The sequence below is a fragment of the Acidovorax cavernicola genome (assembly GCF_003581445.1).
This window is the reverse complement of record NZ_QXMN01000049.1, coordinates 25,671-47,893: the sequence shown is the minus strand read 5'-3', so window position 1 is coordinate 47,893 and position 22,223 is coordinate 25,671. Positions and strand designations below refer to the sequence as shown.

Genomic DNA, 22,223 nt, shown 5'->3' with positions numbered 1-22,223 from the left:
GCCGCAGATGCTGCGCGAGCAGGCTCGCCTGCAGCCGCAGCGCATCGCGATCCGGCAGAAAGACTTCGGCATCTGGCATCCGCTGGACTGGGCCGGCTACCTGCAGCGCGCGAGCCACTTCGGCCTGGGCCTGCACGCGATGGGCCTGGCGAGCGGTGGCCACCTCGGCGTGATCTCGGAGAACCGCGTCGAATGGCTGCTTGCGCAGATGGGCGCGGGCCTGATCGGTGCCGTGACCGTGGGCGTGTACCCCACGAGCCCCAGCAACGAGGTGGCCTACGTGGTCGGCCATGCCGACATCGAGGTGGTGGTCTGCGAAGACCAGGAACAAACCGACAAGGTGCTCGATGCCCTCGACCAGTTGCCGAAGCTGCGCAAGATCGTCGTGATCGAGACCAAGGGCCTCGCGAGCTATCCGCCTGAAGTGCGCGAGCGCATCGCCACGTTTGCCGAGGTCGAGCAGGCCGGCGCCCAGGTGCTGGCGCGCGACGGCACCGCACTCATCGACGCTGCGCTGCAGCGCCAGACGCTCGCCGATGTCGGGCTCATGATCTACACCTCGGGCTCCACCGGCAAGCCCAAGGGCGCGATGATTTCGTACCGCAACATCCGCGGCGTCGTGCCCGGCATCGTCGAGCGGCTCGGGCTCGACGGCGGCACCACGCACCTGTCGTACCTGCCGCTGTGCCACGTGGCCGAACAGATGCTCACGGCCTTCGTGCCGCTGTACCTGGGCTCGCAGGTGAACTTCGGCGAATCCATCCGCACCGTGCAGGAAGACCTGCGCGAAGTGGCGCCCACCATGTTCCTCGGCGTGCCGCGCATCTGGGAAAAGCTGCACGCGGGCATCAGCATCAAGATGCAGGAGGCCGGACGGCTGCAGCGCGCGCTGTTCCGCAAGGCCATCGCTGCCTGCGCACCGCTGGCCGAGAAGCCGCGCAGCGACTGGACGCTGGCCGAGCGCAGCCGCTTCGCCCTCGCCTACTGGACCGTGCTGCGCGCGCTGCAGAACTTCATCGGCCTGCGCAATGCACGCGTCGCACTCACCGGTGCTGCCCCGATCCCGCCGGACGTCGTGCGCTTCTTCCGCACGCTGGGCGTGCCGCTGGTCGAGGTGTACGGCCTGACCGAATCGACCGGCATGATCTCGGGCCACCGGCGCGAAGCCGTGCAGATCGGCACCGTCGGCCCGCCCACGCAAGGCACCGAGCACCGCGTGGGCGAAGCGGGCGAACTGCTGGTGCGCGGCGAGATGGTGTTCGAGGGCTACTACAAGAACCCGGAGGCCACAGCCTCATCGATCCGCGATGGCTGGCTGCACACGGGCGACGTGGTGCGCGAGGAAGCCGGCGGCCAGCTGCGCATCGTCGACCGCCTGAAGGACATCATGATCACCGCCGGCGGCAAGAACCTCACGCCCTCGGAGATCGAAAACACCATGAAGGGCAGCCCCTTCATCAAGGAATGCATCGTGGTGGCGGACGGCCGCAAGTTCGTCGGCGCGCTGCTGCAGATCGACTACGAGACGGTGGGCAAGTGGGCCGAGGCGCAGCGCCTGCCCTTCACGCATTTCCGTTCGCTGGTCGAAACACCGCAGGTGCGGGCACTCATCGAGGCGGAAATTTCACGCGGCAACGACAAGCTCGCGCAGGTGTCGCAGATCCGGCGCTTCCACCTGCTGACCAAGGAGCTGGACCATGACGACGGTGAAGTCACCGCGACCATGAAGGTGCGGCGCGCCAGCATCTACAAGACCTACGCTAACGAGATCGAGGCGCTGTACAGCGCCTGATCGAGAGAAGAAAAAAAGCTCAGTCGCCGCGCACGGGGCGGGCCCGCACGTCGGTCACATCGTCGGCGGGGCCCAGCACGACCGGGCTGCGCACCGATTCGCCGCGCGCACGGGCGCTGACCACGTCAGCCGCCGTGGGTTCGGCCGGCTGCGGTGCCGCATTGCGAAAACGATCGAAACCCGAGCGGGGGTTGAAACGCATGACCCAAGGCGTCACGGGCTTGCCCGTGATGCGTCCCCAGGCGTAGCGCACACCCCACACCGCCGCCAGCAGCAGGGCCGCCACGGCCAGGCTGGCCGCGAAAACCAGCCCCAGGAGCAGAAGAATGACGCGAAGAATGAAGTTCATCATCCGACTTTAGGCCGAAGCAGCCGCCGTTGGTTCCCCGCCCTTGCGGAACGAGAACTGGCCCGGCGACTGGATCGGGTCGGTTTCGACCTCGATCGTGTCCTTCGGCCCGAAGCTGCCGTCCAGCAACAGCTTCGAGAGCGGGTTCTCGATGCGCTGCTGGATGGCGCGCTTCAGCGGACGGGCACCGAAGACCGGGTCGAAGCCGACCTTGGCGATCTCGGCCAGCGCCGCCGGCGAAACATCCAGCCCCAGGTCCATCTTCGCCAGACGTGCCTGCAGCACCTTGAGCTGGATCGCGGCGATGGATTCGATGTTCTTCGCGTCCAACGCGTGGAACACCACGGTCTCGTCGATGCGGTTCAGGAACTCGGGGCGGAAGTAGTTCTTCAGCTCGTCCCACACCGCTTCCTTGATGTCCTCGCTCGGCTGGCCCACCATGGCCTGGATGATGGGCGAGCCGATGTTGCTCGTCATCACGATCACGGTGTTCTTGAAGTCCACGGTGCGGCCCTGGCCGTCCGTGAGGCGGCCATCGTCGAGCACCTGCAGCAGCACGTTGAACACGTCGGGGTGGGCCTTCTCGACCTCGTCGAGCAGCACCACGCTGTAGGGCTTGCGGCGCACGGCTTCCGTGAGGTAGCCGCCCTCTTCATAGCCCACGTAGCCCGGCGGCGCGCCGATGAGACGGGCGACCGAATGCTTCTCCATGAACTCGCTCATGTCGATGCGGATCAGGTGGTCTTCGCTGTCGAACAGGAAGCCGGCGAGCGCCTTGCACAGCTCGGTCTTGCCCACGCCCGTGGGGCCGAGGAACAGGAACGAACCGGTCGGGCGGTTCGGGTCGGAAAGGCCCGAGCGCGAGCGGCGGATCGCATTGGCAACCGCACCGATGGCCTCGTCCTGGCCGACCACGCGCTCGTGCAGCTTGTCTTCCATGACGAGCAGCTTGTCGCGCTCGCCCTGCATCAGCTTGGCGACCGGGATGCCGGTGGCGCGCGCCACGACCTCGGCGATTTCTTCCGAACCGACCTGCGTGCGCAGCAGCGTGGGCGCACTGGACTTGCCCTTGCTCGCCTCGCTGGCCTCTGCTTCCTTCAGGCGCTTCTCGAGCGCCGGCAACTGGCCGTACTGCAGCTCGGCGACCTTGTTGAAGTCGCCCTTGCGCTTCCACTCCTCGATCTGGAACTTGATCTTGTCGACCTCTTCGCGCACGTGCGCGCTGCCCTGGGCCTGGGCCTTCTCGGCCTGCCAGATCTCGTCGTAGTCGGCGATTTCCTTCTGCAGCTTGACGATCTCGTCCTCGATGAGGCCCAGGCGCTTCTGCGAGGCCTCGTCCTTTTCGCGGCGCACGGCTTCGCGCTCGATCTGCAGCTGGATCAGGCGGCGGTCGAGGCGGTCCATCACCTCGGGCTTGGAGTCCATCTCGATCTTGATCTTGGCCGCGGCCTCGTCGATGAGGTCGATGGCCTTGTCGGGCAGGAAGCGGTCGGTGATGTAGCGGTCAGACAGCTCGGCCGCGGCCACGATGGCCGGGTCGGTGATCTGCACGCCGTGGTGCACTTCGTACTTCTCCTGCAGGCCGCGCAGGATGGCGATGGTGGCTTCGACGCTGGGCTCGCCGACAATGATCTTCTGGAAGCGGCGCTCCAGCGCAGCATCCTTCTCGATGTACTTGCGGTATTCGTCGAGCGTGGTCGCGCCCACGCAGTGCAGCTCGCCGCGCGCGAGCGCCGGCTTGAGCATGTTGCCCGCGTCCATGGCGCCTTCGGCCTTGCCGGCACCGACCATGGTGTGCAGCTCGTCGATGAAGACGATGGTCTGGCCTTCGTCCTTCGCGAGTTCGTTGAGCACGGTCTTCAGGCGCTCTTCGAACTCGCCGCGGAACTTGGCGCCGGCCAGCAGCGCGGCCATGTCGAGCGACAGCACACGCTTGCCCTTGAGCGATTCGGGCACCTCGCCCGCGACGATGCGCTGGGCCAGGCCTTCGACGATGGCGGTCTTGCCCACGCCGGGTTCGCCGATGAGCACGGGGTTGTTCTTGGTGCGGCGTTGCAGCACCTGGATGGCGCGGCGGATTTCCTCGTCGCGGCCGATGACCGGGTCGAGCTTGCCCAGGCGGGCGCGCTCGGTGAGGTCGAGGCAGTATTTCTTGAGGGCTTCGCGCTGGCCTTCGGCATCGGCGCTGTTCACGCCCTGCCCGCCGCGCACGGCGTCGATGGCGGCCTCGAGCGATTTGCGGCTCAGGCCGTTTTCCTTGGCGAGCTTGCCGATGTCGGCCTTGCTGTCGGCCACGGCGAGCAGGAAGAGTTCGCCCGCGATGAACTGGTCATTGCGCTTGATGGCTTCCTTCTCGGTGGCCTGCAGCAGCTTGCCCAGCTCGGGGCCGACCTGCACGATGTCGTGGCCCTGCACCTGGGGCAGTTTCTTGATGGCGCCTTCGGCCGCCTGCAGCAACCCCGGCACGTTGACGCCGGCACGCTCCAGCAGGGCGCGCGGGCCGTCGTCCTGGCGCAGCATCGCGACCAGCAGGTGCGCCGGTTCGATGTAGGCGTTGTCGCTGCCAAGGGCGAGCGACTGGGCGTCGCTCAGTGCTTCCTGAAATTTGGTGGTGAGTTTGTCTTGTCGCATGGTGGTATTCCTGCATCCAAAATAGGGCTGTTCGGGCACGATTCAAGGTTTCGAATCGCGTCACGCGCCATGGGCACGGGTATTGCACAGTGCCCGGCGCCTTTTTGCCGTAGGCATTTCTCTCTTCTCGAATGGAGTCGATCATGGTTTTTTCAATGCAGCGCGTCCAACCGATGCGCCGCGCGTTCAGCGTGGGTCTTTTGGCTGCTGCCATGGGCATGGCCGGGCTGGCACAGGCCCAGAGCGGCACGCCGGTGCGCATCCTGGTGGGCTTCCCCGCCGGCGCGGGCACCGACGCCATCGCTCGCACCCTGGGCGAAAAACTCAAGGACGTGCTGGGCGTGCCCGTGGTGGTCGAGAACCGCGCGGGCGCGGGCGGCCAGATCGCGGCGCAGGCGCTGAAGGCCGCGCCGGCCGATGGCCACACGCTGTTCCTGTCGCATGACCACTCGATCTCCATCCTGCCGCAGGTGGTGAAGAACCCGGGCTTCAACCCCGCCACCGACTTCGTGCCCGTGGCCGGCTTCGCCACCTTCGCCAACGTGCTGGCGGTGTCGGGCGGCACGCCGGCCAAGAGCATCGACGAGTACGTGAAGTGGGTGCGCACGCAAAAGGGCGGCAAGGAGACCATCGGCGTGCCGGCGCCGGCGTCGATCCCCGAGTTCCTCGTGAAGATGATCTCGGACAAGTACAAGCTCGACGTGCAGGCCGCGCCCTACCGCGGCAGCGCGCCCATGACGGCCGACATGCTGGGCAACCAGATCACGGCGGGCATCGCCTCGGTGCCGGACTTCATCGAGAACCATCGCGCGGGCAAGGTGCGCATCGTGGCTTCCATCGGCGCCAAGCGCCAGGCCCTGCTGCCGAACGTGCCGACCTTCACCGAGCTGGGCTTCGCGAACCTCGAAGACCTGCCCTACTACGGCATCTTCGCGCCCGTGGGCACGCCGCAGCCGGTCATCGACAGGTACGGCGACGCCCTGCAGAAGGTGCTCGCCATGCCCGACGTGAAGCAGAAGCTCACCACCATGGGCCTGACGGTCGGCTATGAACCCCAGGGCCAGTTCGCGGGCCGCGTGCGCACCTACACGCAGACCTGGGAAAAGATCATCCAGGCGAGCGGCTTCAAGCCCTGACCTGCGCGGCCTGACACGGCCGTCACCTGGGTGATATTCCGGCCCGGCGGGGTCGCTCTACGATGGGACCTCGCCTTTCAAAGAACAAGACCGGAGACACATCCCTCATGCGATTCACGACCCTCGCCGCCCCGCTGGCGGCTGCAATGCTGCTCGGCGCCTGCGGCAGCACCGCCCCGACTTCCCCCGCTGAAGTCGGCGAATTGCGCCCCGGCTCGGGCTATCTCAAAGGCTACCTGCCCGCCGCCGAGCTGCCCGACAGCCTCGCCCTGCTGCCCGCGCCCCCTGCCGAGGGCTCGGCCGCGCTGGCGTCCGACGGCGCCACCTTCCGCGCGCTCACGGCCCTGCAGGGCACGCCGCGCGGCGCGTTGGCGGTACAGGACGCCAACCTCAAGTTTCCGAAGGCCGCCGAGGTGTTCTCGTGCGCCCTCGGCCTGCCGATTTCCGAGCAAGCCACCCCGAACCTGAACATGCTGCTGCGCCGCACGCTGGCCGACGCCGGCTCGGCCACCTACAAGGCCAAGAACAACTACAACCGCACCCGCCCCTTCGTGGCCTTCAAGACCGGCAGCTGCACGCCCGCCGAAGAGGCCTCGCTGGCCAAGGACGGCTCCTACCCCTCGGGCCACTCGGCCGTGGGCTGGGCCTGGGCGCTGGTACTCACGGAACTCGCGCCCGAACGCGCCGATGCGCTGCTGCAGCGCGGGCGCGCCTTCTCGCAGAGCCGCGCGATCTGCGGCGTGCACTGGCAGAGCGACATCGAGAACGGCCGGCTGATCGGCGCGGCGACGGTGGCGAAGCTCCACACGAACCCGGTGTTCCAGGCGCAGATGGCGGGCGCTAGGTCGGAGATTGCGAAGGCCCGCGCGGCAGGTGCAGTGCCCGCTCAGGACTGCAGCGCGGAAGCCAAGGCACTGACGGCCTCGGCGTTGATCGCGCCGTAAGCCTCGAACGTCCCGTTCAGAAGGTGTGAATGAATCCGGCGTGGCCGAGCAGCCCGCCCAGGCGCGTGCCCTCAAGGCGCAAAGCACAGCCATAGCTCGGGCTATGGCGAGCATTTGCAACGCCGAGGGCGCGTGTCTGGGCGGGATGAGCGGACATGGCGGGTTCGTTCACACCTTCTCAGGTCGCGGTGTTCGAGGCCGCGATGCCCCAGCGGGCCAGCGCCTCGTCGTCGGCCACGCGGGCATCGACCCAGCGCGCGCCCTCGGGCGTCTGTTCCTTCTTCCAGAACGGCGCTTGCGTCTTCAGGTAGTCCATCAGGAACTCGCAGGCCTGGAAGCTCTGCCCACGGTGGGCGGACACCACGGCCACCATCATGATCTGGTCGAGCGGTTGCAGCAGCCCCACACGGTGGATCACGCGCGCGCCGAGGATGTCGAAGCGCTGGTGGGCCTCGTCGATCATGGCCTCGATCGCCTTTTCGGTCATGCCGGGGTAGTGCTCCAGCTCCATCGACGCGATGGTGCTGCCATCGTTCCGGTCACGCACGGTGCCGATGAAGCTGCAGACGGCGCCGACGCGTTTGTCGCCCGCGCGCAACGCGGCAACCTCTGTCGAGAGGTCGAAATCGGCCGTCTGGATCGAAACACGCGCAACGTTCATCTCTGAATTGTGGCATCGCGCTAGACTGCCGCAATGCCTTGTCTCGCCACGTTCTCCCCGGTGCTGTCGCACCCCGAGAGCCGTTGCGCGCGCCAAGGCGCCAAAGCAAAAAAACCAAAGCTCGTCTGACCGGAGCCGAGGTTCCGTCGTCGGATGAGCGACGGAACCTGCCAAGGCTTTGGCCCCTCTCGGGTTGCGCGCGCATCGGACGGTGGTTCTTTCCATCGGTCGATTCCTGAAAGGAAGCCTGCGTGCCACACCAACAACCAACCGCCGACACCCCCGATTTCTCGGGCCTGTGGGTCGCCCTCGTCACCCCGTTCCGCGACGGCGCGGTCGACCACACCGCCCTGGCAGCGCTCGTCCGGCGACTTGCCGGCGACGGCGTGACCGGCTTCGTGCCTTGCGGCTCGACCGGCGAGGCCGCCGCGCTCGACGAGACCGAGCAGCTCGCCGTGCTCGACACCGTGCTGACCGCCGCGCGCGGCCTGCCGGTCGTCATGGGCATGTCGGGCTATCACCTCGGGAAGGCCACGGCGTGGGCCCGCAAGCTCTCGGAACGCCCGCTGGCGGGCCTGCTGGCGTCCGCGCCGCACTACGTCCGCCCCTCGCAGGCCGGCGTGCTCGAATGGTTCGGCGCCATCGCCGATGCCAGCACGGTGCCGGTGCTGGTTTACGACATCCCCTACCGCACCGGCGTGACCATCGCTCGCGACACGATGCTGGCGCTGGCAGAGCACCCGCGCATCCGCGGCATCAAGGACTGCGGCGGCGACATGGCCAAGACACGCGCGGTGATCGCCGACGGTCGGCTGCAGGTACTCACGGGCGAAGACCACCAGATCTTCGCCACCATGGCCGAAGGCGGCGTGGGCGCGATCGCGGCCAGCGGCCATGTGCAGACGAAGCGACTCGTGCGGCTGGTGCGCCTGCTGGCCGAGAACAGGCTCGCAGAGGCCCGCGCCGAATGGCAGCCGTTGCAGCCGCTGCTGGAGATGCTGTTTGCCGAACCGAACCCGGGCCCGCTGAAGGCGCTGCTGGCGCACGCGGGCGAGTTGCGTGACGAGCTGCGCTCGCCGATGACCCGCGCGTCGGACGGCCTGCGCGAGCGCCTCGTGGCGCTGGACGCGCGGCTCAGCCGCCCGTGACGGGCGGGAAGAAGGCGACCTCGCAGTCGTCGCTCAGCGCGGCGGCCTCGTCGCTCATGGCCTGGTCGAGCGCCATGCGCACGGCCCTGCCGCGCGCGAGCGCGCTGGCGTAGGCGCCGCCGCGGGCAATGAGTTCGTCGCGCAGGGCCGCGAGCGTGCCGGCCTGCGTGTCGACGGTTTCGCCGCTGCTGGACAGCGCCTCGCGCACCGAGGCGAAATAACGGATGCGGACTTTCATGAGGAAGCGGTTCAGCCGAGCAGCGATGCGAGGGGAATGAAGTTCACGATGTCGCCGGCCTTGATGGTCCGGCCCGCCGGGTTGTCGACCAGGCCGTCGCCCCAGACCATCGAGGTGAGCACACCCGAGCTCTGGTTGGCGAACAGGTCGAGACCACCTGCCGCGTTGCGCCGCACACGCAGGAATTCGCGGCGCTTGTCGGCACGCAGCCAGTCGAAATCGGCGCGCAGCGGCACGGCCTCGGGCGCCACGCGCGTCGCACCTTGCAGCGTGAGCAGGAAGGGCCGCACCAGCATCAGGAAGGTCAGGAAGCTCGACACCGGATTGCCGGGCAGCCCCGTGACGTGGCAGGCGCCCTGCCCGTTGCTGCGCGCGATCGAGCCGTAAGCGAATGGCTTGCCAGGCTTCATCGACAGCGACCACAGCTGCAGCTCGCCCAGCGACTGCAGGGCGGCACGGATGTGGTCTTCTTCGCCCACCGACACGCCGCCGGTGGTGATGATCAGGTCGCTCGTCTCGGCCGCTTGGCGCAGCGCTGCAATGGTGGCCTCGCGGTTGTCGGGCACGATGCCCAGGTCGTTCACTTCGCAGCCCAGCCGGTGCAGCAGCGCACGCATGAAGAAGCGGTTGGAGTTGTAGATCGCCCCGGGCTTCATGGCGTCGGGCGCGACCTCGCCGGGCATCACCAGCTCGTCGCCGGTGGAGAGCATCGCCACGCGCGGCTTGCGCGCGACCTGCAGGCGGTCGAAGCCGACGCTGGCGGCGAGGCCGAGCGCAGCGGGCGTGAGGCGCTCGCCGCGCTGGAGCACGACGTCACCCGAGGCCACGTCCTCGCCCGCGCGGCGGACCCATTGGCCGGCGGCGGGCGCAATGGCGATGCGCACCGAACCCAGGCCGCCTTCCTGTGGCGTGGCGGTCGTGTCTTCCTGCATGACGACCGCGTCGGCGCCTTCGGGGATCTGCGCCCCCGTGAAGATGCGCGCCGCCGTGCCGGCTGCGAGCGGCGTGCCGACCGCGCCCGCGGGGATGCGCTGCGCGACCGTCAGCTCGGTGCCGGGCGTGGCGCAATCGGCCGCGCGCACGGCGTAGCCGTCCATCGCGCTGTTGTCGCGCGGCGGCACGGTGAGGCCCGAAACGAGGTCTTGCGCCAGCACGCGCCCGTCGGCGTCGAAGGTGTCCACGCTTTCGGCTGTCAGCACCGGCTGCGCCTTCGCGAGCAGCACCGCGATCGCCTCGTCCAGAGGCATCAGCGGCGGGCGCGAGGACGAGGCGGCAAAGGGAACGGGAGAGGAAGAATCAGCCATGGTGTCCGGGGTTGTAGTCGAAGCGCTCGCCGCTGTCGATCAACCACGTGGCAATGGCCTCGGCATCGTTGAGGTCGAGCACCGGGCGCGCCGTGGGCTCGGGCAGGCCGGCCGGCGCATCGGTGGCGATGGCGGTGACGAAGGGGTCCTCGATGTAGAGCGCGGGGCGCGGCGTTTCGCCGTCGCCGGACGGCCGCCAGACCTCGACCTTGAGCACGTCGCTGTGCCGGAAGCCCTCGACCAGCACCCAGTCGACCGCCGGATGCAGCTCGGCGAGCAGCTGGTGCACCGAGAGCTGCGCCGGCACCTCGAACTCGCGCATCAGCGCGAGCCGCTGGTCGGACGCGACGACCACCTCGAAGGCCCCGGCCTGCCGGTGGCGCCAGGTGTCCTTGCCTGGATGGTCGATGTCGAACTTGTGGTGCGCGTGCTTCACCACCGACACGCGCAGGCCGCGCTGCTTGAGCACGGGGATCAGCCGCTCCACCAGCGTGGTCTTGCCCGCGCCGGAGTAGCCGGCGAAGCCGACGACCTTCATGCCGTGGCCGCGCCGGTCAGTCGCAGTGCTCGGCGATGTAGGCCTTGACGGCCTCGGCATCGGCCGGCAACTGGACCACGCGCTTGGGCAAGGCTTCGATGCCTTCGAACTTCTTCGGACGCGCGGGCTCCTCGCCCAGCGCCTCGACCACCGTGGCCGCGAACTTGATCGGCAGCGCGGTTTCGAGCACCACCATCGGCACGCCGGGCGTGAGTTGCTCGCGCGCGGCCTTGAGGCCGTCGGCGGTGTGCGGGTCGATCAGCGTGGCAAAGCGCTTCTCGGTGTCGCGGATCATCGCGAGCCGGTCGGCGTGCGTGCTGCGGCCGCTGCGGAAGCCGAAGCGCCCGGCGGCCTGCTTAAACGCCGGGTCGGCGCTCAGGTCGAAGGCGCCCTGCAGGCCCAGGTCGTCCACGAACAACTGGCGCAGGCGGGCCGCGTCGCGACCGACCAGGTCGAACACGAAGCGTTCGAAGTTGCTGGCCTTGCTGATGTCCATCGACGGGCTGGAGGTTTCGTGCGTGTCGACCGCCGCGCGCACGCGGTACACGCCGGTGCGGAAGAACTCGTCGAGCACGTCGTTCTCGTTGGTGGCGACCACCAGCGTCTGGATCGGCAGGCCCATCATGCGCGCCACATGGCCCGCGCAGACGTTGCCGAAGTTGCCCGAGGGCACCGTGAAGCTCACCGGCTGGTCGTTGCTCGCCGTGGCCTGGAAGTAGCCCGCGAAGTAGTAGACGACTTGCGCCAGCAGGCGCGCCCAGTTGATCGAGTTGACCGTGCCGATGCGGTACTTGCGCTTGAAGGCCAGGTCGTTCGACACCGCCTTGACGATGTCCTGGCAGTCGTCGAACACGCCGGTGATGGCGATGTTGTGGATGTTGGCGTCCTGCAGGCTGAACATCTGCGCCTGCTGGAACGGGCTCATGCGGCCGTCCGGCGAGGTCATGAAGACGCGCACGCCCTTCTTGCCGCGCATGGCGTACTCGGCCGCACTGCCGGTGTCGCCGCTGGTGGCGCCCAGGATGTTGAGCTCGGCGCCGCGACGGGCCAGTTCGTACTCGAACAGGTTGCCCAGCAGCTGCATCGCCATGTCCTTGAAGGCCAGCGTGGGGCCGTTGGACAGGGCTTCGAGGTACACGCCGTCCTCGAGCTCGCGCAGCGGCACGATCTCGTCGGTGCCGAACACCTCTGCTGTGTAGGTCTTCGCGCAGATCGCCTTCAGGTCGGCCGACGGAATGTCGTCGATATACAGCGACAGGATCTCGAAGGCCAGCTCGGCGTACGGCAGCTTGCGCCATTTCGCGAGCGTGGCGGCATCAATCTGCGGGTAGGTCTCGGGCAGGTAGAGCCCGCCGTCGGGCGCGAGGCCTTCGAGGAGGATTTCGCAGAAGCGCTTGCGGTCGGGGTGGCCGCGGGTAGAAAGGTAGTTCATGTCAGGTCTTCAGGCTCAACGGCAATCGGGTTGCCAGCGATCTCGTTCGAGCGCGGCCAGGGCCCGCTCATTCTCCATGGTGACGGCGTCCAGCAGCCCGGCCACCTGTTGCTCTTTCGGGGTCCACTTCATCGGGTAGAGAACCGAGAACTGGTAGGTCAGCACACCGCCGCATGCCGGCTCGTGAAAGCTCTTGTGCGCGAAGGCCTGTGCGAATTGTTCGTTCCGGCGGATGTCGACCAGGTGGTACCAATATGCGTGGCCTTGTGCCGCGCGACCGGCAAAGTGCTGCTTGCGCCCCCGCTCGCCCTTGAACCGGGCACTCACCGCCTTCAGTTCGGCATTTGCATCGGAAGCGGGCCCCGGGCGCAGAAACAGCGTCAGCGCCGTGGTCCACGCCCCGTTTTCATTGCCTTCGTCGATCTTGTAGACCCACGACAGCCGGCCGTCCTCGAGCTTTTGCGGCTGCGGCGTGGCGAGTTGGTAGTCGACCTTCGCCAGCTCGAGCGTCGGCGGCGGCTCGAAGCGCGAGGCCGCATGGCCTGCCGATACCAGCAACGGCACCGTCAGGACGAATGCGGCTGCGCGCCAGGACGACATCAGGACAGCTCTTCCTTGCGGATGCGCACGATCGGCTCGAGCACCGTGGGCAGCGCCTGCAGCTCGGCCATGACGTCGTCGACGGTGCCTTCGCGCGCGTCGTGCGTGAGGATGATGAGGTCGGTCTGGGTGGAGCCTTCGCCACCCACTTCGTCGGCTTCGCGCTGCAGCACGGCGTCGATGCTGATGCCGGCGGTGGCCAGCAAGCCCGTCACCTTGGCAAGCACGCCGGCCTGGTCGGCCACGCGCAGGCGCAGGTAGTAGCTAGTGACGACTTCCGACATCGGCAGCACCTTCAGGTCGCTCATGGCATCCGGGTGGAAGGCCAGGTGCGGCACGCGGTGGGCGGCGTCGGCGGTGTGCAGGCGGGTGATGTCGACGAGGTCGGCGATCACGGCGCTGGCGGTCGGCTCGCTGCCGGCGCCCTTGCCGTAGTACAGCGTGGTGCCCACGGCGTCGCCGTGCACGACCACCGCGTTCATCGCGCCTTCGACGTTCGCCAGCAGGCGCTTGGACGGCACGAGCGACGGATGCACGCGCAGCTCGACGCCTTGGGCCGTGCGCTTGGTCACGCCCAGCAGCTTGATGCGGTAGCCGAGCTGCTCGGCGTACTTGATGTCTTGCGCGGCGAGCTTGGTGATGCCCTCGATGTGGGCCTTGTCGAACTGCACCGGGATGCCGAAGGCGATGGCGCTCATCAGCGTGACCTTGTGCGCGGCATCGACACCTTCGATGTCGAAGGTCGGGTCGGCTTCGGCATAGCCCAGGCGCTGGGCTTCCTTCAGCACGGTGGCGAAGTCCAGGCCCTTGTCGCGCATCTCGGACAGGATGAAGTTGGTGGTGCCGTTGATGATGCCGGCCAGCCACTGGATACTGTTCGCCGTGAGGCCTTCGCGCAGCGCCTTGATGATCGGAATGCCGCCGGCCACCGCGGCCTCGAAGGCCACCATCACGCCCTTGGCGTGCGCAGCCGCGAAGATCTCGGTGCCGTGCACGGCGAGCAGCGCCTTGTTGGCCGTGACCACGTGCTTGCCGGCCGCAATGGCTTCGAGCACGAGCTGCCTGGCAATGCCGTAGCCGCCGATCAGCTCGATGACGATGTCGATGTCGGGGTTGGCGATGACCTCGCGCGCGTCGGCCACGACCTTCACGCCCTCGCCAGCCACTTCACGGGCGCGGGCGGTGTCGAGGTCGGCCACCATGGTGATCTCGATGCCGCGGCCGGCACGGCGCTTGATTTCTTCCTGGTTGCGCTGGAGCACCTTGAAGGTGCCGCTGCCGACCGTGCCTGCGCCTAGCAGGCCTACTTGGATGGATTTCATGGGAGGGGTCGCGTTCATGGTTTGGATGAGGTGAGGGACGGTGCGGCGTCCACGGGTCGGCTGACGTAGCGGGGCAAATTCCAGGCGCCGCCCGCGAAGCCACGGCACATGCCGTCGCTGGACGCGCTGGTCCGCACGAAGCCCGTGCCGTTGAAGTGCCAGATTTCACTGGACCAGCAGTCGCCGACGCCACGGCCCTTCATGGAAGAGGTGACGCTACCGTCGCCCGCGCCGAATTCGCCGTTGGCCTCGAGGGCGACCGGCGCATAGGGCGGCTTGTCGTTGGCGATCCAGAGCAGGCTGGAATAGTTGTAGGCGCCCATGCCGCAACCCAGCGACAGCAGCACCTTGGTGTTCGTCAGGCGCGAGACAGCAATCGCCTTGGCGTCGAGCCGGTCCCGGTTGTTGCAGGACTCCGCGGCCTCGCTCAGGTCGAGCGATGGAAAGATGCGCGCGGCGAGCGCATCGTCACCGGCGCGTGCCTTCACGGGAGTGACCGTGCGGACGAAGGGTGCGGGCACCGGCGGCAGCACGGAAGTCTCGGGCCTGGAGCCCTTGCGCACCAGCGCGCCCGGCGTGCCGATGCGGCCTTGCGCTTCGTCCATCTTCAGCAGCACCGCATTGAGGCCGGCGAGCGACAGCGTCCACTGGTTGCCACCGGGGGCCGTCACGGTCGCCTCGTCGCCCTTGAGCAGTTCGGGAAGGATCGCGCGGACCTGCCCGGCATCGAAGCTGGCGGTGTCGGCCTCAAGGCCGGAAATGGTGACCTTGCCGACCTTGAACCGCAGCGGGCCCTTGACCTCGCTGCCGCCACCCACCTGCAACTGGACCTCGATGGCCGTGTTGGGCCCCGCGGGGCGGGTCAGGAGCATCGATACCGGTTCCGATGGCCTGGTGTGGTCCGACTGATAACCCGCGGCGCGGCAGGTGCGCGTGTTGTCGCAGGCCAGTTCCCAGTCGTTGTGCGAGAAGGAGACCGGCTCCTTCCCGGCCGCGCCGACAGACAGTGCGCCCAGCAACAGCGCGGCAGCGACGCAGGCGGATTTCATGGTCCCGTCTTGCGACGCAACCGGTACTGCTCCAGGAACTTCGCGATGCGGTTGATGGCCTCGCGCAAGTCGTCTTCGTGGGGCAGGAACACGATGCGGAAGTGATCCGGCGTGGCCCAGTTGAAGCCGGTGCCCTGCACCAGCATCACGCGGGTTTCCTTCAGCAGTTCGAGGAAGAACTGGCGGTCGTCCGCGATCGGATAGATCGCCGGATCGAGCTTGGGGAACATGTAGAGCGCGGCGCTGGGCTTGACGCAGCTCACGCCGGGAATGGCAGTGATCAGCTCGTAGGCCAGGTCGCGCTGGCGACGCAGGCGCCCGCCTTCGCAGACGAGGTCGTTGATGCTCTGGTGGCCGCCCAGCGCCGTCTGGATGGCCCACTGGCCCGGCACGTTGGCGCACAGGCGCATGTTCGAGAGCATGTTCAGGCCCTCGATGTAGTCACGCGCGCTGCGCTTGTCGCCCGACACCACGAGCCAGCCGGCGCGGTAACCGCATGAACGGTAGCTCTTGGAGAGCGAGTTGAAGGTCAGCGTGAGCACATCGGTCGACAGGCTGGCGATGGCCGTGTGCTTGACACCGTCGTACAGGACCTTGTCGTAGACCTCGTCGGCGAAGATCACGAGGCCGTGCTCGCGTGCGATCTCGACGAGGCTCTTGAGCAGCTCGTCGGAATAGAGTGCGCCGGTCGGGTTGTTCGGGTTGATGACCACGATGCCCTTGGTGCGCGGCGTGATCTTGGCGCGGATGTCGGCCAGGTTCGGCATCCAGCCGTTGTCCTCGTCGCACAGGTAGTGCACCGGCGTGCCGCCCGACAGGCTCGTGGAGGCGGTCCACAGCGGATAGTCGGGGGCCGGCAGCAGCAACTCGTCGCCGTCGTTGAGCAGCGCATTGGTGGACATGGCGATCAGCTCGCTGGCGCCGTTGCCCAGGTAGATGTCGTCGAGCGTGACGCCCGCGATGCCCTGCTTCTGGGTCTCGTGCATCACGGCCTTGCGCGCCGCGAAAACGCCCTTGCTGTCCGAGTAGCCCGCCGAATTCGGCAGGTTGCGGATCATGTCCTGCTGGATCTCCTCAGGCGCATCGAACCCGAACACGGCCAGATTGCCGATGTTGAGCTTGATGATCTTCTGGCCTTCTTCCTCCATCTGCTTGGCGGCGTCCATGATGGGACCGCGGATGTCATAGAGGACGTTGGCCAGCTTGGCCGATTTCTTGAGCTGCTTCAAAGGGCCCTCCCGGGCGGGTTTACTCGAAGGTCAAAGGCCCCTGCGGGCCTCGTGTCACTAGGGAAAACCTATAATTTGACCACAGTTCCCAGTGCCCCGATGAAGCTCCAGCCCGACAAATCCGACGTCCAGACCCTCACCGCACACGGCCCCGGCTGGGTCGCGATCAACAACGAAAAAGTCGAAGGCAGCGTGGTCGTGGGTTCGCGTGGCGAACGTTTTGCATGGAATTGCACGCATTTCGACCAGCTGGGGGCCGAACATTTCGCGCAACTGGCCTCCTTGGGCGCCGAACTGGTCATTTTCGGCAGCGGCCACCGCATCCGCTTTCCCCAGCCTGCCTGGCTGCAACCCCTGATGGCCAAGCGCACTGGCGTGGAAACCATGGACACCCCGGCGGCCTGCCGAACCTACAACATCCTGGCTGGCGAAGGCCGGCACGTGATCGCCGCCCTGCTGATCGAGAGCCCGGCCGGCAACTGAGAGAGGGGTTTTCGAGGTAAAATAGCGGGTTGCGAACAGGCCAGCTACCCAAAGTTAGCAACGACCAATCCTCCATTCATCGAGCAAGCCTGAAACGGGCTGAGAGGGCTCGGAGAGCGGAATCTAACGGAGAAAACAAGTTTCATGGCGATCGTTGTCAACAAACCCATTCCTGAATTCGACGCCAACGCCACGGGCGGGATCAAGGTTTCGAACACCTCGCATCTCGGCCACGTGCTGGTCATGTATTTTTACCCGAAAGATAACACTCCGGGTTGCACGACCGAAGCGATGCAGTTCCGCGACCACTACAAAGACTTCGAAAAAGCCGGCGCCACGGTCTTCGGCGTGTCCCGCGACAATATGAAGTCGCACGACGAATTCAAAGCCAAGCTCGAACTCCCCTTCGAACTGATCGCCGACACCGAAGAAAAGATGTGCCACATGTTCGGCGTGGTCAAGAACAAGATCATGTACGGCAAGAAGGTCAAGGGCATCGAGCGCAGCACCTTCCTGATCGGCGCCGACGGCATCCTGAAGGCCGAATGGCGCGGGCTCAAGGTTCCGGGCCATGTCGAAGACGTGCTCAAGGCCGTCAAGGCGCTCAAGAAGGCCGCCTGATCGCGCCGCAGGTCACCGGGCGTGCGCTTTTGCTCCAAGGCGTGGGAATTGCCCCACGCGGCGTGCAAAGAGCCTCCGGTGCGTCTTTTGCGGTGTGCATAATGGCCTCATGCCGTTGAGCTCCACGACCGCATCCTCCGAACGAAGCCGCCTGGGTCTACAGGCGGCTTTTTCGTTTTCCGGCTCTCCTCTTTCTTCCTTGCGAGCGACCTGACCCATGCCATTGCCTCCCGCCCCCACGAAACGCGCTGCATTGCTCTCGCCGGACGCCATCGACGCACCCGCCCGTCCTTCGCACAGAAACTCGCGCCGCTCCGGCGATTCGCGCGACGGCGCCTCTGGCAAGAGCGGACCGCAGCCCCTCGAGCTGTTCGACAACCTCGGCACGGAAGGCGGCGGCGATGCGCCTGCCGCGCGTCCGGCACGTCGCTCGAAAACCAAGGCCGCGCCCGTCCCGGCGCCCACGTCGGCACCGGTGAGCGCACCGCAGCAGCAGCAACCTGCAATGGTGCAGGTCGAGACACGCGTGCCCGCGCCCGCCCCTGCGGTCGCCACACCCGTCGCCGCACCCCAGCCCCCGGCGCGCCCCAAGCGCAAGTCCACCGGCCCGGCCAAGCTGTTCGTGCTCGACACGAACGTGCTGCTGCACGACCCGATGTGCCTGTTCCGCTTCGAAGAGCACGACATCTTCCTACCGATGATCGTGCTGGAAGAACTCGACGGCCACAAGAAGGGCACGACCGAAGTCGCGCGCAACGGCCGCCAGACCAGCCGCACCCTCGACGCCCTGGCCGCCGCTCAGGACGCCGACATCGACAAGGGCCTGAAACTCGACACCACCGGTCACCGGGAGGCCGGCGGCCGGCTGTTCTTCCAGACCGCCCCGCTCGACTACTCGCTGCCGATCAGCCTGCCCCAGGGCAAGGCCGACAACCAGATCCTGGGCGTCGTGCATGCGCTGCGCGACGAGTACGCCAAGGACCGCCCGGGCAAGCCGAAGCAGGAAGTGGTGCTGGTGTCGAAGGACATCAACATGCGCGTCAAGGCGCGCGCGCTGGGCCTGGCCGCCGACGACTACCAGAATGACAAGACGCTGGAAGACGGCGACCTGCTGTACGCCGGCTCGATGGCGCTCCCGCCCGACTTCTGGACCCGCCAGAGCAAGACCGTCGAAAGCTGGCAAAGCGGCAGCAGCACCTTCTACCGGGTCAGCGGCCCGATCGTGCCCAACCTTTACATCAACCAGTTCGTCTTCTTCGAGGCGCCGGGCGAGCCGAGCATGTATGCGCGCGTCACCGAGATCCGCGACAAGACCGCGGTGCTCAAGACGCTCAAGGACTACAGCTCGGGCAAGAACGCCGTGTGGGGCGTGAACACGCGCAACCGCGAGCAGAACTTCGCGATGAACCTGCTGATGGACCCGGAGATCGACTTCGTCACGCTGACCGGCACCGCCGGCACCGGCAAGACCCTGATGGCGCTGGCCTCCGGCCTCACGCAGGTGCTCGACGACCGCCGCTACACCGAGATCATCATGACCCGCGCCACCGTGAGCGTCGGTGAAGACATCGGCTTCCTGCCCGGCACCGAAGAAGAAAAGATGGGCCCCTGGATGGGGGCGCTCGACGACAACCTCGAGTTCCTGGCCAAGGGCGACGGCGGCGGCGCCGGCGAATGGGGCCGCGCGGCCACCAACGAGCTGATCCGCAGCCGCATCAAGGTCAAGAGCATGAACTTCATGCGCGGGCGCACCTTCATGAACAAGTACGTGATCATCGACGAGGCACAGAACCTCACGCCCAAGCAGATGAAGACGCTGATCACCCGCGCCGGCCCCGGCACGAAGATCATCTGCATGGGCAACCTCGCGCAGATCGACACGCCCTACCTCACCGAAGGCTCGTCGGGTCTGACCTTCGCCGTCGACAAGTTCAAGGGCTGGCCGCACGGTGGGCACATCACGCTGGCACGGGGCGAGCGCTCGCGGCTGGCGGATTTCGCGAGCGACGTGCTTTAAACGCGCCGGCACCGGCCGACCCAAGCCCGCGCATGCTCCCGGAGCATCGCGGGCTTTTTTTCGCCCGCCATGACAGGCTACTGACAAGACGTTGTCAGGAGGCGGCTCGCACCATGCAGGCTCCTTCCAACACAACGAACGAAAGAGAGTCCTTCATGACCACCAACGCCATCACCTGGTTCGAGATCCCCGTCGCCAACCTGGATCGCGCCCAGGCCTTCTACGAAACCGTGCTGGCGCGCAAGCTGCGCCGCGAAGCCTTCGGCGGCGAGACGCTGGCCATCTTCCCTTACGACGACCCCGCCACCGGCGGCGCGCTACAGGCCGGCGCGACAGGCGCTGCGGGTGCAGGCACCGGCATCCGCATCTACCTGGACTGTGCACCCAGCATCGATGCCGTGCTCTCGCGCGTCGAGGCTGCGGGCGGACAGATCGTGGCGCCCAAGTCCGCTCTGCCACCGGGCATGGGTTTCATCGCCCATCTGCGCGACACCGAAGGCAACGAAGTCGGCCTGCACGCCCAAGCCTGATACACCATGGCACAGCGCAACTGGATTGCAGTCGCCAGCGCCGAGCATGCCCGGCGCGGCCGGGATCACCGGCCACTCGGGTTCATGCAGGTGGGCCACGGCAAGCTCGCGCCGCTCAAGCGCGTGGCGGCGGGCGACCGCGTGGCCTACTATTCGCCGGCCACGGTGTTCGGCGGCACGGACAGGCTGCAGAGCTTCGTGGCGCTCGGCATCGTCCAGCCCGGTGACCCGTACGAGTTCGACATGGGCAACGGCTTCGTCCCGTGGCGCCGCGACGTGGCCTACGCCGCCGCGCACGAGGCGCCCATCGCGCCACTGATCGAACGCCTCGCCTTCATCGAAACCCCCAGGCAATGGGGCTACAAATTCCGATTCGGACTGTTCGACATCACCGACACCGACATGAAACTGATCGCGCAGACGATGAAGGCTGAGCCCAAAGCGCTCCTGTTCTGAGCCTCTCCCAACCCATCCGATATTTCAGGAATCACATCCCATGGAACCCCTCCGCCAACACCACGACGCCTTCCGGGTCTCGGGCCTCACGGCGCGCACCACCAACCGTGAAGAGAACGACCCCGCCACCGCGCGCATCGGCGCGCTGTGGAACCGCTTCTTCGGCGAGCAGACCTACGAGTCGACGCCGCAGCGCACCGGGGACACCCGCATCTTCAGCGTCTACTCCGCCTACGAATCGGACGCGCACGGCGCTTTCGACGTGACGGCCGGCGTGGCCGTCTCGGCCGGTGCGGACAGCGTCGCCATCGAGTCCGGCGACTACCTCGTGTTCACCGGCCGCGGCGAGATGCCGCAGATGGTGATCGCCACCTGGCAGCGCATCTGGCAGTATTTCGAGGCGCACCCGGAAGTCGTTCGCCGCTACCGCAGCGATTTCGAAGTCTATGAGGGGCCGGACGCCGTAGCGATCCACATCGGAGTCTCATGAGCACACGCAAGGGCTGGCGCGACAGGCTGGCCGGCTACCCGAACCTGCCGAACGTGAAGGCCATTCCCCCGGCCATGCGCGCGCGCCATGGCGAGGGCACCATCGCCACGCCCTCGCCAGGTGAGGTCGAGGAGGCCATGCGCGGCGTTCCCGAAGGCCGGCTCGCGACCGTGTTCGGCATCGGCGAAGAAATCGCGGCGCGCCACCACGCCACCATCGGCTGCACCGTGACCACGGCCATCTTCGCGCACATGGTGGCCCATGCCACCGAGGAAGCGATGACCGGCGCCAGCCACGCGCCGGGCACGCCGCATACGCCCTATTGGCGCACCCTCAAGATCGGCGGCGAGCTCAACCCCAAATACCCGGGCGGCATCGAGGCCCAGATGTCGCGGCTCGAGGCCGAAGGCCACACGGTGGTCCAGCGCGGCAAGCGCTACTTTGTCGAGGACTTCGCCCAGAAGCTCGTCGGAACGCGTTGATGCGCCGCGCCGACCGCCTCTTCCAGCTCGTGCAGCTCATCCGCGGCCGCCGCCTCACCACGGCCGCCTTCCTGGCGCAGCGCCTGGAGGTGTCGGAGCGCACGGTGTACCGCGACGTGGCCGACCTGCAGCACCAAGGCGTGCCGATCGAAGGCGAAGCCGGTGTCGGCTATCGGCTGGGCGCCGGCTTCGAACTGCCGCCGCTGATGTTCACGCAGGATGAGGCATCGGCGCTCGTGGCTGCTGCGCGCATGACCCAGAGCTGGGTCGATCCGGCAATGGCGCGCAACATCGAGACGGGCCTGGGCAAGATCCTGTCGGTGCTGCCGCCGGCGGCGCGCGTTTCGGCCGAGGCGCTGGCACTGTATGCACCCGCCCTTGGCCTCGACGATGCCCTGCGCACCCGGCTGCAGACGCTGCGCGAGGCCGTGGAGGCGCGCCAGAAGCTGCGGCTGCACTACCGCGATGTCTCGGGCGACGCCAGCGAGCGCACGGTGCGGCCGCTGGGCTGCTTTTACTGGGGCAAGGTCTGGACGCTCTCGACGTGGTGCGAGCTGCGCAACGATTTCCGCGGCTTCCGCGTCGACCGCATGGAGGCGGTGGAGGTGCTCGCGACGCGATTTCAGGACGAGCCGGGCAAGACGCTGGCCGACCTGCTGCGACAGGTGAAGGCCGAGGCCGAGCGATGCAAGGAGTGGCCGCAAAAACCGCCAGCGCTGCCATCCGAGCCCGGCAGCAGTGCCAGCTGACGACCTTCCCTGCGGTCGATCG

At 67.2% G+C, this 22,223-nt stretch carries 23 protein-coding genes; 12 read left to right on the top strand and 11 right to left on the bottom strand.

What is annotated here, in order from left to right; genetic code table 11:
* A partial coding sequence (locus D3H34_RS26920) for an AMP-dependent synthetase/ligase (protein ID WP_147400491.1) occupies positions 1-1,792 on the top strand: 1,792 nt, incomplete at its 5' end.
* A gap of 19 nt (positions 1,793-1,811) precedes the next feature.
* Here D3H34_RS26920 and D3H34_RS26915 read toward each other — a convergent pair.
* Positions 1,812-2,144: a hypothetical protein gene (locus D3H34_RS26915; protein WP_119557489.1), complete on the bottom strand. Its 333-nt coding sequence runs from the start codon at positions 2,142-2,144 to the stop codon at positions 1,812-1,814.
* Between the two features lie 6 nt (positions 2,145-2,150).
* The gene (gene clpB / locus D3H34_RS26910; protein WP_119557487.1) at positions 2,151-4,772 is read right to left on the bottom strand and encodes an ATP-dependent chaperone ClpB; all 2,622 of its coding nucleotides are present in this window, start codon (positions 4,770-4,772) and stop codon (positions 2,151-2,153) included.
* Between the two features lie 143 nt (positions 4,773-4,915).
* Between clpB and D3H34_RS26905 the strand changes: the two genes are divergently transcribed.
* Both D3H34_RS26905 and D3H34_RS26900 read left to right on the top strand, forming a co-directional pair.
* Complete coding sequence (locus tag D3H34_RS26905) at positions 4,916-5,908, top strand: Bug family tripartite tricarboxylate transporter substrate binding protein (protein WP_119557485.1); 993 nt, start codon at positions 4,916-4,918, stop codon at positions 5,906-5,908.
* 107 nt (positions 5,909-6,015) lie between these two features.
* Positions 6,016-6,852 (top strand): acid phosphatase, encoded by an 837-nt coding sequence (locus tag D3H34_RS26900; RefSeq protein ID WP_119557483.1) that lies wholly within the window; start codon positions 6,016-6,018, stop codon positions 6,850-6,852.
* A gap of 178 nt (positions 6,853-7,030) precedes the next feature.
* Here the strand turns inward: D3H34_RS26900 and D3H34_RS26895 are convergent, their stop codons facing one another.
* Positions 7,031-7,513 (bottom strand): molybdenum cofactor biosynthesis protein MoaE, encoded by a 483-nt coding sequence (locus D3H34_RS26895; protein WP_119557481.1) that lies wholly within the window; start codon positions 7,511-7,513, stop codon positions 7,031-7,033.
* Positions 7,514-7,764: 251 nt separating this feature from the next.
* Here D3H34_RS26895 and dapA point away from each other — a divergent pair, with 251 nt between their 5' ends.
* Positions 7,765-8,661, top strand: coding sequence for a 4-hydroxy-tetrahydrodipicolinate synthase (gene dapA / locus D3H34_RS26890; protein WP_119557479.1), 897 nt, complete (start codon positions 7,765-7,767; stop codon positions 8,659-8,661).
* On the opposite strand, the gene D3H34_RS26885 is transcribed toward dapA, so the two are convergent.
* From D3H34_RS26885 to D3H34_RS26850, 8 genes are read right to left on the bottom strand one after another with little or no spacing between them, the layout of a single operon-like run.
* The gene (locus tag D3H34_RS26885) at positions 8,648-8,899 is read right to left on the bottom strand and encodes a MoaD/ThiS family protein (RefSeq protein WP_119557477.1); all 252 of its coding nucleotides are present in this window, start codon (positions 8,897-8,899) and stop codon (positions 8,648-8,650) included. The two genes, dapA and D3H34_RS26885, sit on opposite strands and share 14 nt — an antisense overlap.
* Before the next feature lie 11 nt (positions 8,900-8,910).
* The gene (locus D3H34_RS26880; RefSeq protein WP_119557475.1) at positions 8,911-10,203 is read right to left on the bottom strand and encodes a molybdopterin molybdotransferase MoeA; all 1,293 of its coding nucleotides are present in this window, start codon (positions 10,201-10,203) and stop codon (positions 8,911-8,913) included.
* Complete coding sequence (gene mobB / locus D3H34_RS26875) at positions 10,196-10,741, bottom strand: molybdopterin-guanine dinucleotide biosynthesis protein B (protein ID WP_119557473.1); 546 nt, start codon at positions 10,739-10,741, stop codon at positions 10,196-10,198. Before mobB ends, D3H34_RS26880 begins: the two co-directional genes overlap by 8 nt.
* A gap of 16 nt (positions 10,742-10,757) precedes the next feature.
* Positions 10,758-12,173 carry a threonine synthase gene (thrC, locus tag D3H34_RS26870; protein WP_119557471.1) on the bottom strand — a complete coding sequence of 472 codons (1,416 nt, stop codon included), beginning with the start codon at positions 12,171-12,173 and terminating at the stop codon, positions 10,758-10,760.
* Between the two features lie 15 nt (positions 12,174-12,188).
* Entirely contained in the window at positions 12,189-12,773 is a 585-nt protein-coding gene (locus D3H34_RS26865; RefSeq protein ID WP_119557469.1) for a hypothetical protein, read from the bottom strand.
* Complete coding sequence (locus tag D3H34_RS26860; RefSeq protein ID WP_119557467.1) at positions 12,773-14,095, bottom strand: homoserine dehydrogenase; 1,323 nt, start codon at positions 14,093-14,095, stop codon at positions 12,773-12,775. Before D3H34_RS26860 ends, D3H34_RS26865 begins: the two co-directional genes overlap by 1 nt.
* A gap of 14 nt (positions 14,096-14,109) precedes the next feature.
* The gene (locus tag D3H34_RS26855) at positions 14,110-15,144 is read right to left on the bottom strand and encodes a DUF1176 domain-containing protein (protein WP_119557465.1); all 1,035 of its coding nucleotides are present in this window, start codon (positions 15,142-15,144) and stop codon (positions 14,110-14,112) included.
* Entirely contained in the window at positions 15,141-16,373 is a 1,233-nt protein-coding gene (locus D3H34_RS26850; protein ID WP_119557464.1) for a pyridoxal phosphate-dependent aminotransferase, read from the bottom strand. The genes D3H34_RS26855 and D3H34_RS26850 overlap by 4 nt, the downstream gene beginning before the upstream one ends.
* 99 nt (positions 16,374-16,472) lie before the next feature.
* Here D3H34_RS26850 and D3H34_RS26845 point away from each other — a divergent pair, with 99 nt between their 5' ends.
* The 8 genes from D3H34_RS26845 to D3H34_RS26810 all read left to right on the top strand — a co-directional run bounded on the left by D3H34_RS26845 (position 16,473) and on the right by D3H34_RS26810 (position 22,201).
* On the top strand, positions 16,473-16,856 hold the full coding sequence (locus tag D3H34_RS26845) for an Mth938-like domain-containing protein (protein WP_119557462.1): 384 nt from the start codon (positions 16,473-16,475) through the stop codon (positions 16,854-16,856).
* A 144-nt stretch (positions 16,857-17,000) separates the two neighbouring features.
* Complete coding sequence (locus D3H34_RS26840; protein WP_119557460.1) at positions 17,001-17,477, top strand: peroxiredoxin; 477 nt, start codon at positions 17,001-17,003, stop codon at positions 17,475-17,477.
* A gap of 217 nt (positions 17,478-17,694) precedes the next feature.
* Positions 17,695-19,494, top strand: a complete 1,800-nt coding sequence (locus D3H34_RS26835; protein ID WP_119557458.1) for a PhoH family protein — start codon at positions 17,695-17,697, stop codon at positions 19,492-19,494.
* Positions 19,495-19,649: 155 nt separating this feature from the next.
* The gene (locus tag D3H34_RS26830) at positions 19,650-20,024 is read left to right on the top strand and encodes a VOC family protein (RefSeq protein ID WP_119557457.1); all 375 of its coding nucleotides are present in this window, start codon (positions 19,650-19,652) and stop codon (positions 20,022-20,024) included.
* A 6-nt stretch (positions 20,025-20,030) separates the two neighbouring features.
* Positions 20,031-20,480 carry an EVE domain-containing protein gene (locus tag D3H34_RS26825; protein WP_119557455.1) on the top strand — a complete coding sequence of 150 codons (450 nt, stop codon included), beginning with the start codon at positions 20,031-20,033 and terminating at the stop codon, positions 20,478-20,480.
* 40 nt (positions 20,481-20,520) lie between these two features.
* Positions 20,521-20,970, top strand: a complete 450-nt coding sequence (locus D3H34_RS26820; protein WP_119557453.1) for a GyrI-like domain-containing protein — start codon at positions 20,521-20,523, stop codon at positions 20,968-20,970.
* Entirely contained in the window at positions 20,967-21,452 is a 486-nt protein-coding gene (locus D3H34_RS26815; protein ID WP_119557451.1) for an MGMT family protein, read from the top strand. Before D3H34_RS26820 ends, D3H34_RS26815 begins: the two co-directional genes overlap by 4 nt.
* The gene (locus D3H34_RS26810; RefSeq protein ID WP_286186279.1) at positions 21,452-22,201 is read left to right on the top strand and encodes a helix-turn-helix transcriptional regulator; all 750 of its coding nucleotides are present in this window, start codon (positions 21,452-21,454) and stop codon (positions 22,199-22,201) included. Before D3H34_RS26815 ends, D3H34_RS26810 begins: the two co-directional genes overlap by 1 nt.
* Positions 22,202-22,223 lie beyond the last annotated feature (22 nt).

Excerpts from the sequence above, each read along its gene's own strand:
- D3H34_RS26840 (WP_119557460.1), top strand. The coding sequence starts at position 17,001 with ATGGCGATCGTTGTCAACAAACCCATTCCTGAATTCGACGCCAACGCC.
- D3H34_RS26810 (WP_286186279.1), top strand. The coding sequence starts at position 21,452 with ATGCGCCGCGCCGACCGCCTCTTCCAGCTCGTGCAGCTCATCCGCGGC.
- D3H34_RS26860 (WP_119557467.1), bottom strand. The coding sequence starts at position 14,095 with ATGAAATCCATCCAAGTAGGCCTGCTAGGCGCAGGCACGGTCGGCAGC.
- thrC (WP_119557471.1), bottom strand. The coding sequence starts at position 12,173 with ATGAACTACCTTTCTACCCGCGGCCACCCCGACCGCAAGCGCTTCTGC.
- D3H34_RS26835 (WP_119557458.1), top strand. The coding sequence starts at position 17,695 with ATGCCATTGCCTCCCGCCCCCACGAAACGCGCTGCATTGCTCTCGCCG.
- D3H34_RS26885 (WP_119557477.1), bottom strand. The coding sequence starts at position 8,899 with ATGAAAGTCCGCATCCGTTATTTCGCCTCGGTGCGCGAGGCGCTGTCC.
- mobB (WP_119557473.1), bottom strand. The coding sequence starts at position 10,741 with ATGAAGGTCGTCGGCTTCGCCGGCTACTCCGGCGCGGGCAAGACCACG.
- D3H34_RS26825 (WP_119557455.1), top strand. The coding sequence starts at position 20,031 with ATGGCACAGCGCAACTGGATTGCAGTCGCCAGCGCCGAGCATGCCCGG.
- D3H34_RS26865 (WP_119557469.1), bottom strand. The coding sequence starts at position 12,773 with ATGTCGTCCTGGCGCGCAGCCGCATTCGTCCTGACGGTGCCGTTGCTG.
- clpB (WP_119557487.1), bottom strand. The coding sequence starts at position 4,772 with ATGCGACAAGACAAACTCACCACCAAATTTCAGGAAGCACTGAGCGAC.
- D3H34_RS26915 (WP_119557489.1), bottom strand. The coding sequence starts at position 2,144 with ATGATGAACTTCATTCTTCGCGTCATTCTTCTGCTCCTGGGGCTGGTT.
- D3H34_RS26905 (WP_119557485.1), top strand. The coding sequence starts at position 4,916 with ATGGTTTTTTCAATGCAGCGCGTCCAACCGATGCGCCGCGCGTTCAGC.
- D3H34_RS26830 (WP_119557457.1), top strand. The coding sequence starts at position 19,650 with ATGACCACCAACGCCATCACCTGGTTCGAGATCCCCGTCGCCAACCTG.
- D3H34_RS26880 (WP_119557475.1), bottom strand. The coding sequence starts at position 10,203 with ATGGCTGATTCTTCCTCTCCCGTTCCCTTTGCCGCCTCGTCCTCGCGC.
- D3H34_RS26820 (WP_119557453.1), top strand. The coding sequence starts at position 20,521 with ATGGAACCCCTCCGCCAACACCACGACGCCTTCCGGGTCTCGGGCCTC.
- D3H34_RS26895 (WP_119557481.1), bottom strand. The coding sequence starts at position 7,513 with ATGAACGTTGCGCGTGTTTCGATCCAGACGGCCGATTTCGACCTCTCG.
- D3H34_RS26815 (WP_119557451.1), top strand. The coding sequence starts at position 20,967 with ATGAGCACACGCAAGGGCTGGCGCGACAGGCTGGCCGGCTACCCGAAC.
- D3H34_RS26900 (WP_119557483.1), top strand. The coding sequence starts at position 6,016 with ATGCGATTCACGACCCTCGCCGCCCCGCTGGCGGCTGCAATGCTGCTC.
- D3H34_RS26855 (WP_119557465.1), bottom strand. The coding sequence starts at position 15,144 with ATGAAATCCGCCTGCGTCGCTGCCGCGCTGTTGCTGGGCGCACTGTCT.
- D3H34_RS26845 (WP_119557462.1), top strand. The coding sequence starts at position 16,473 with ATGAAGCTCCAGCCCGACAAATCCGACGTCCAGACCCTCACCGCACAC.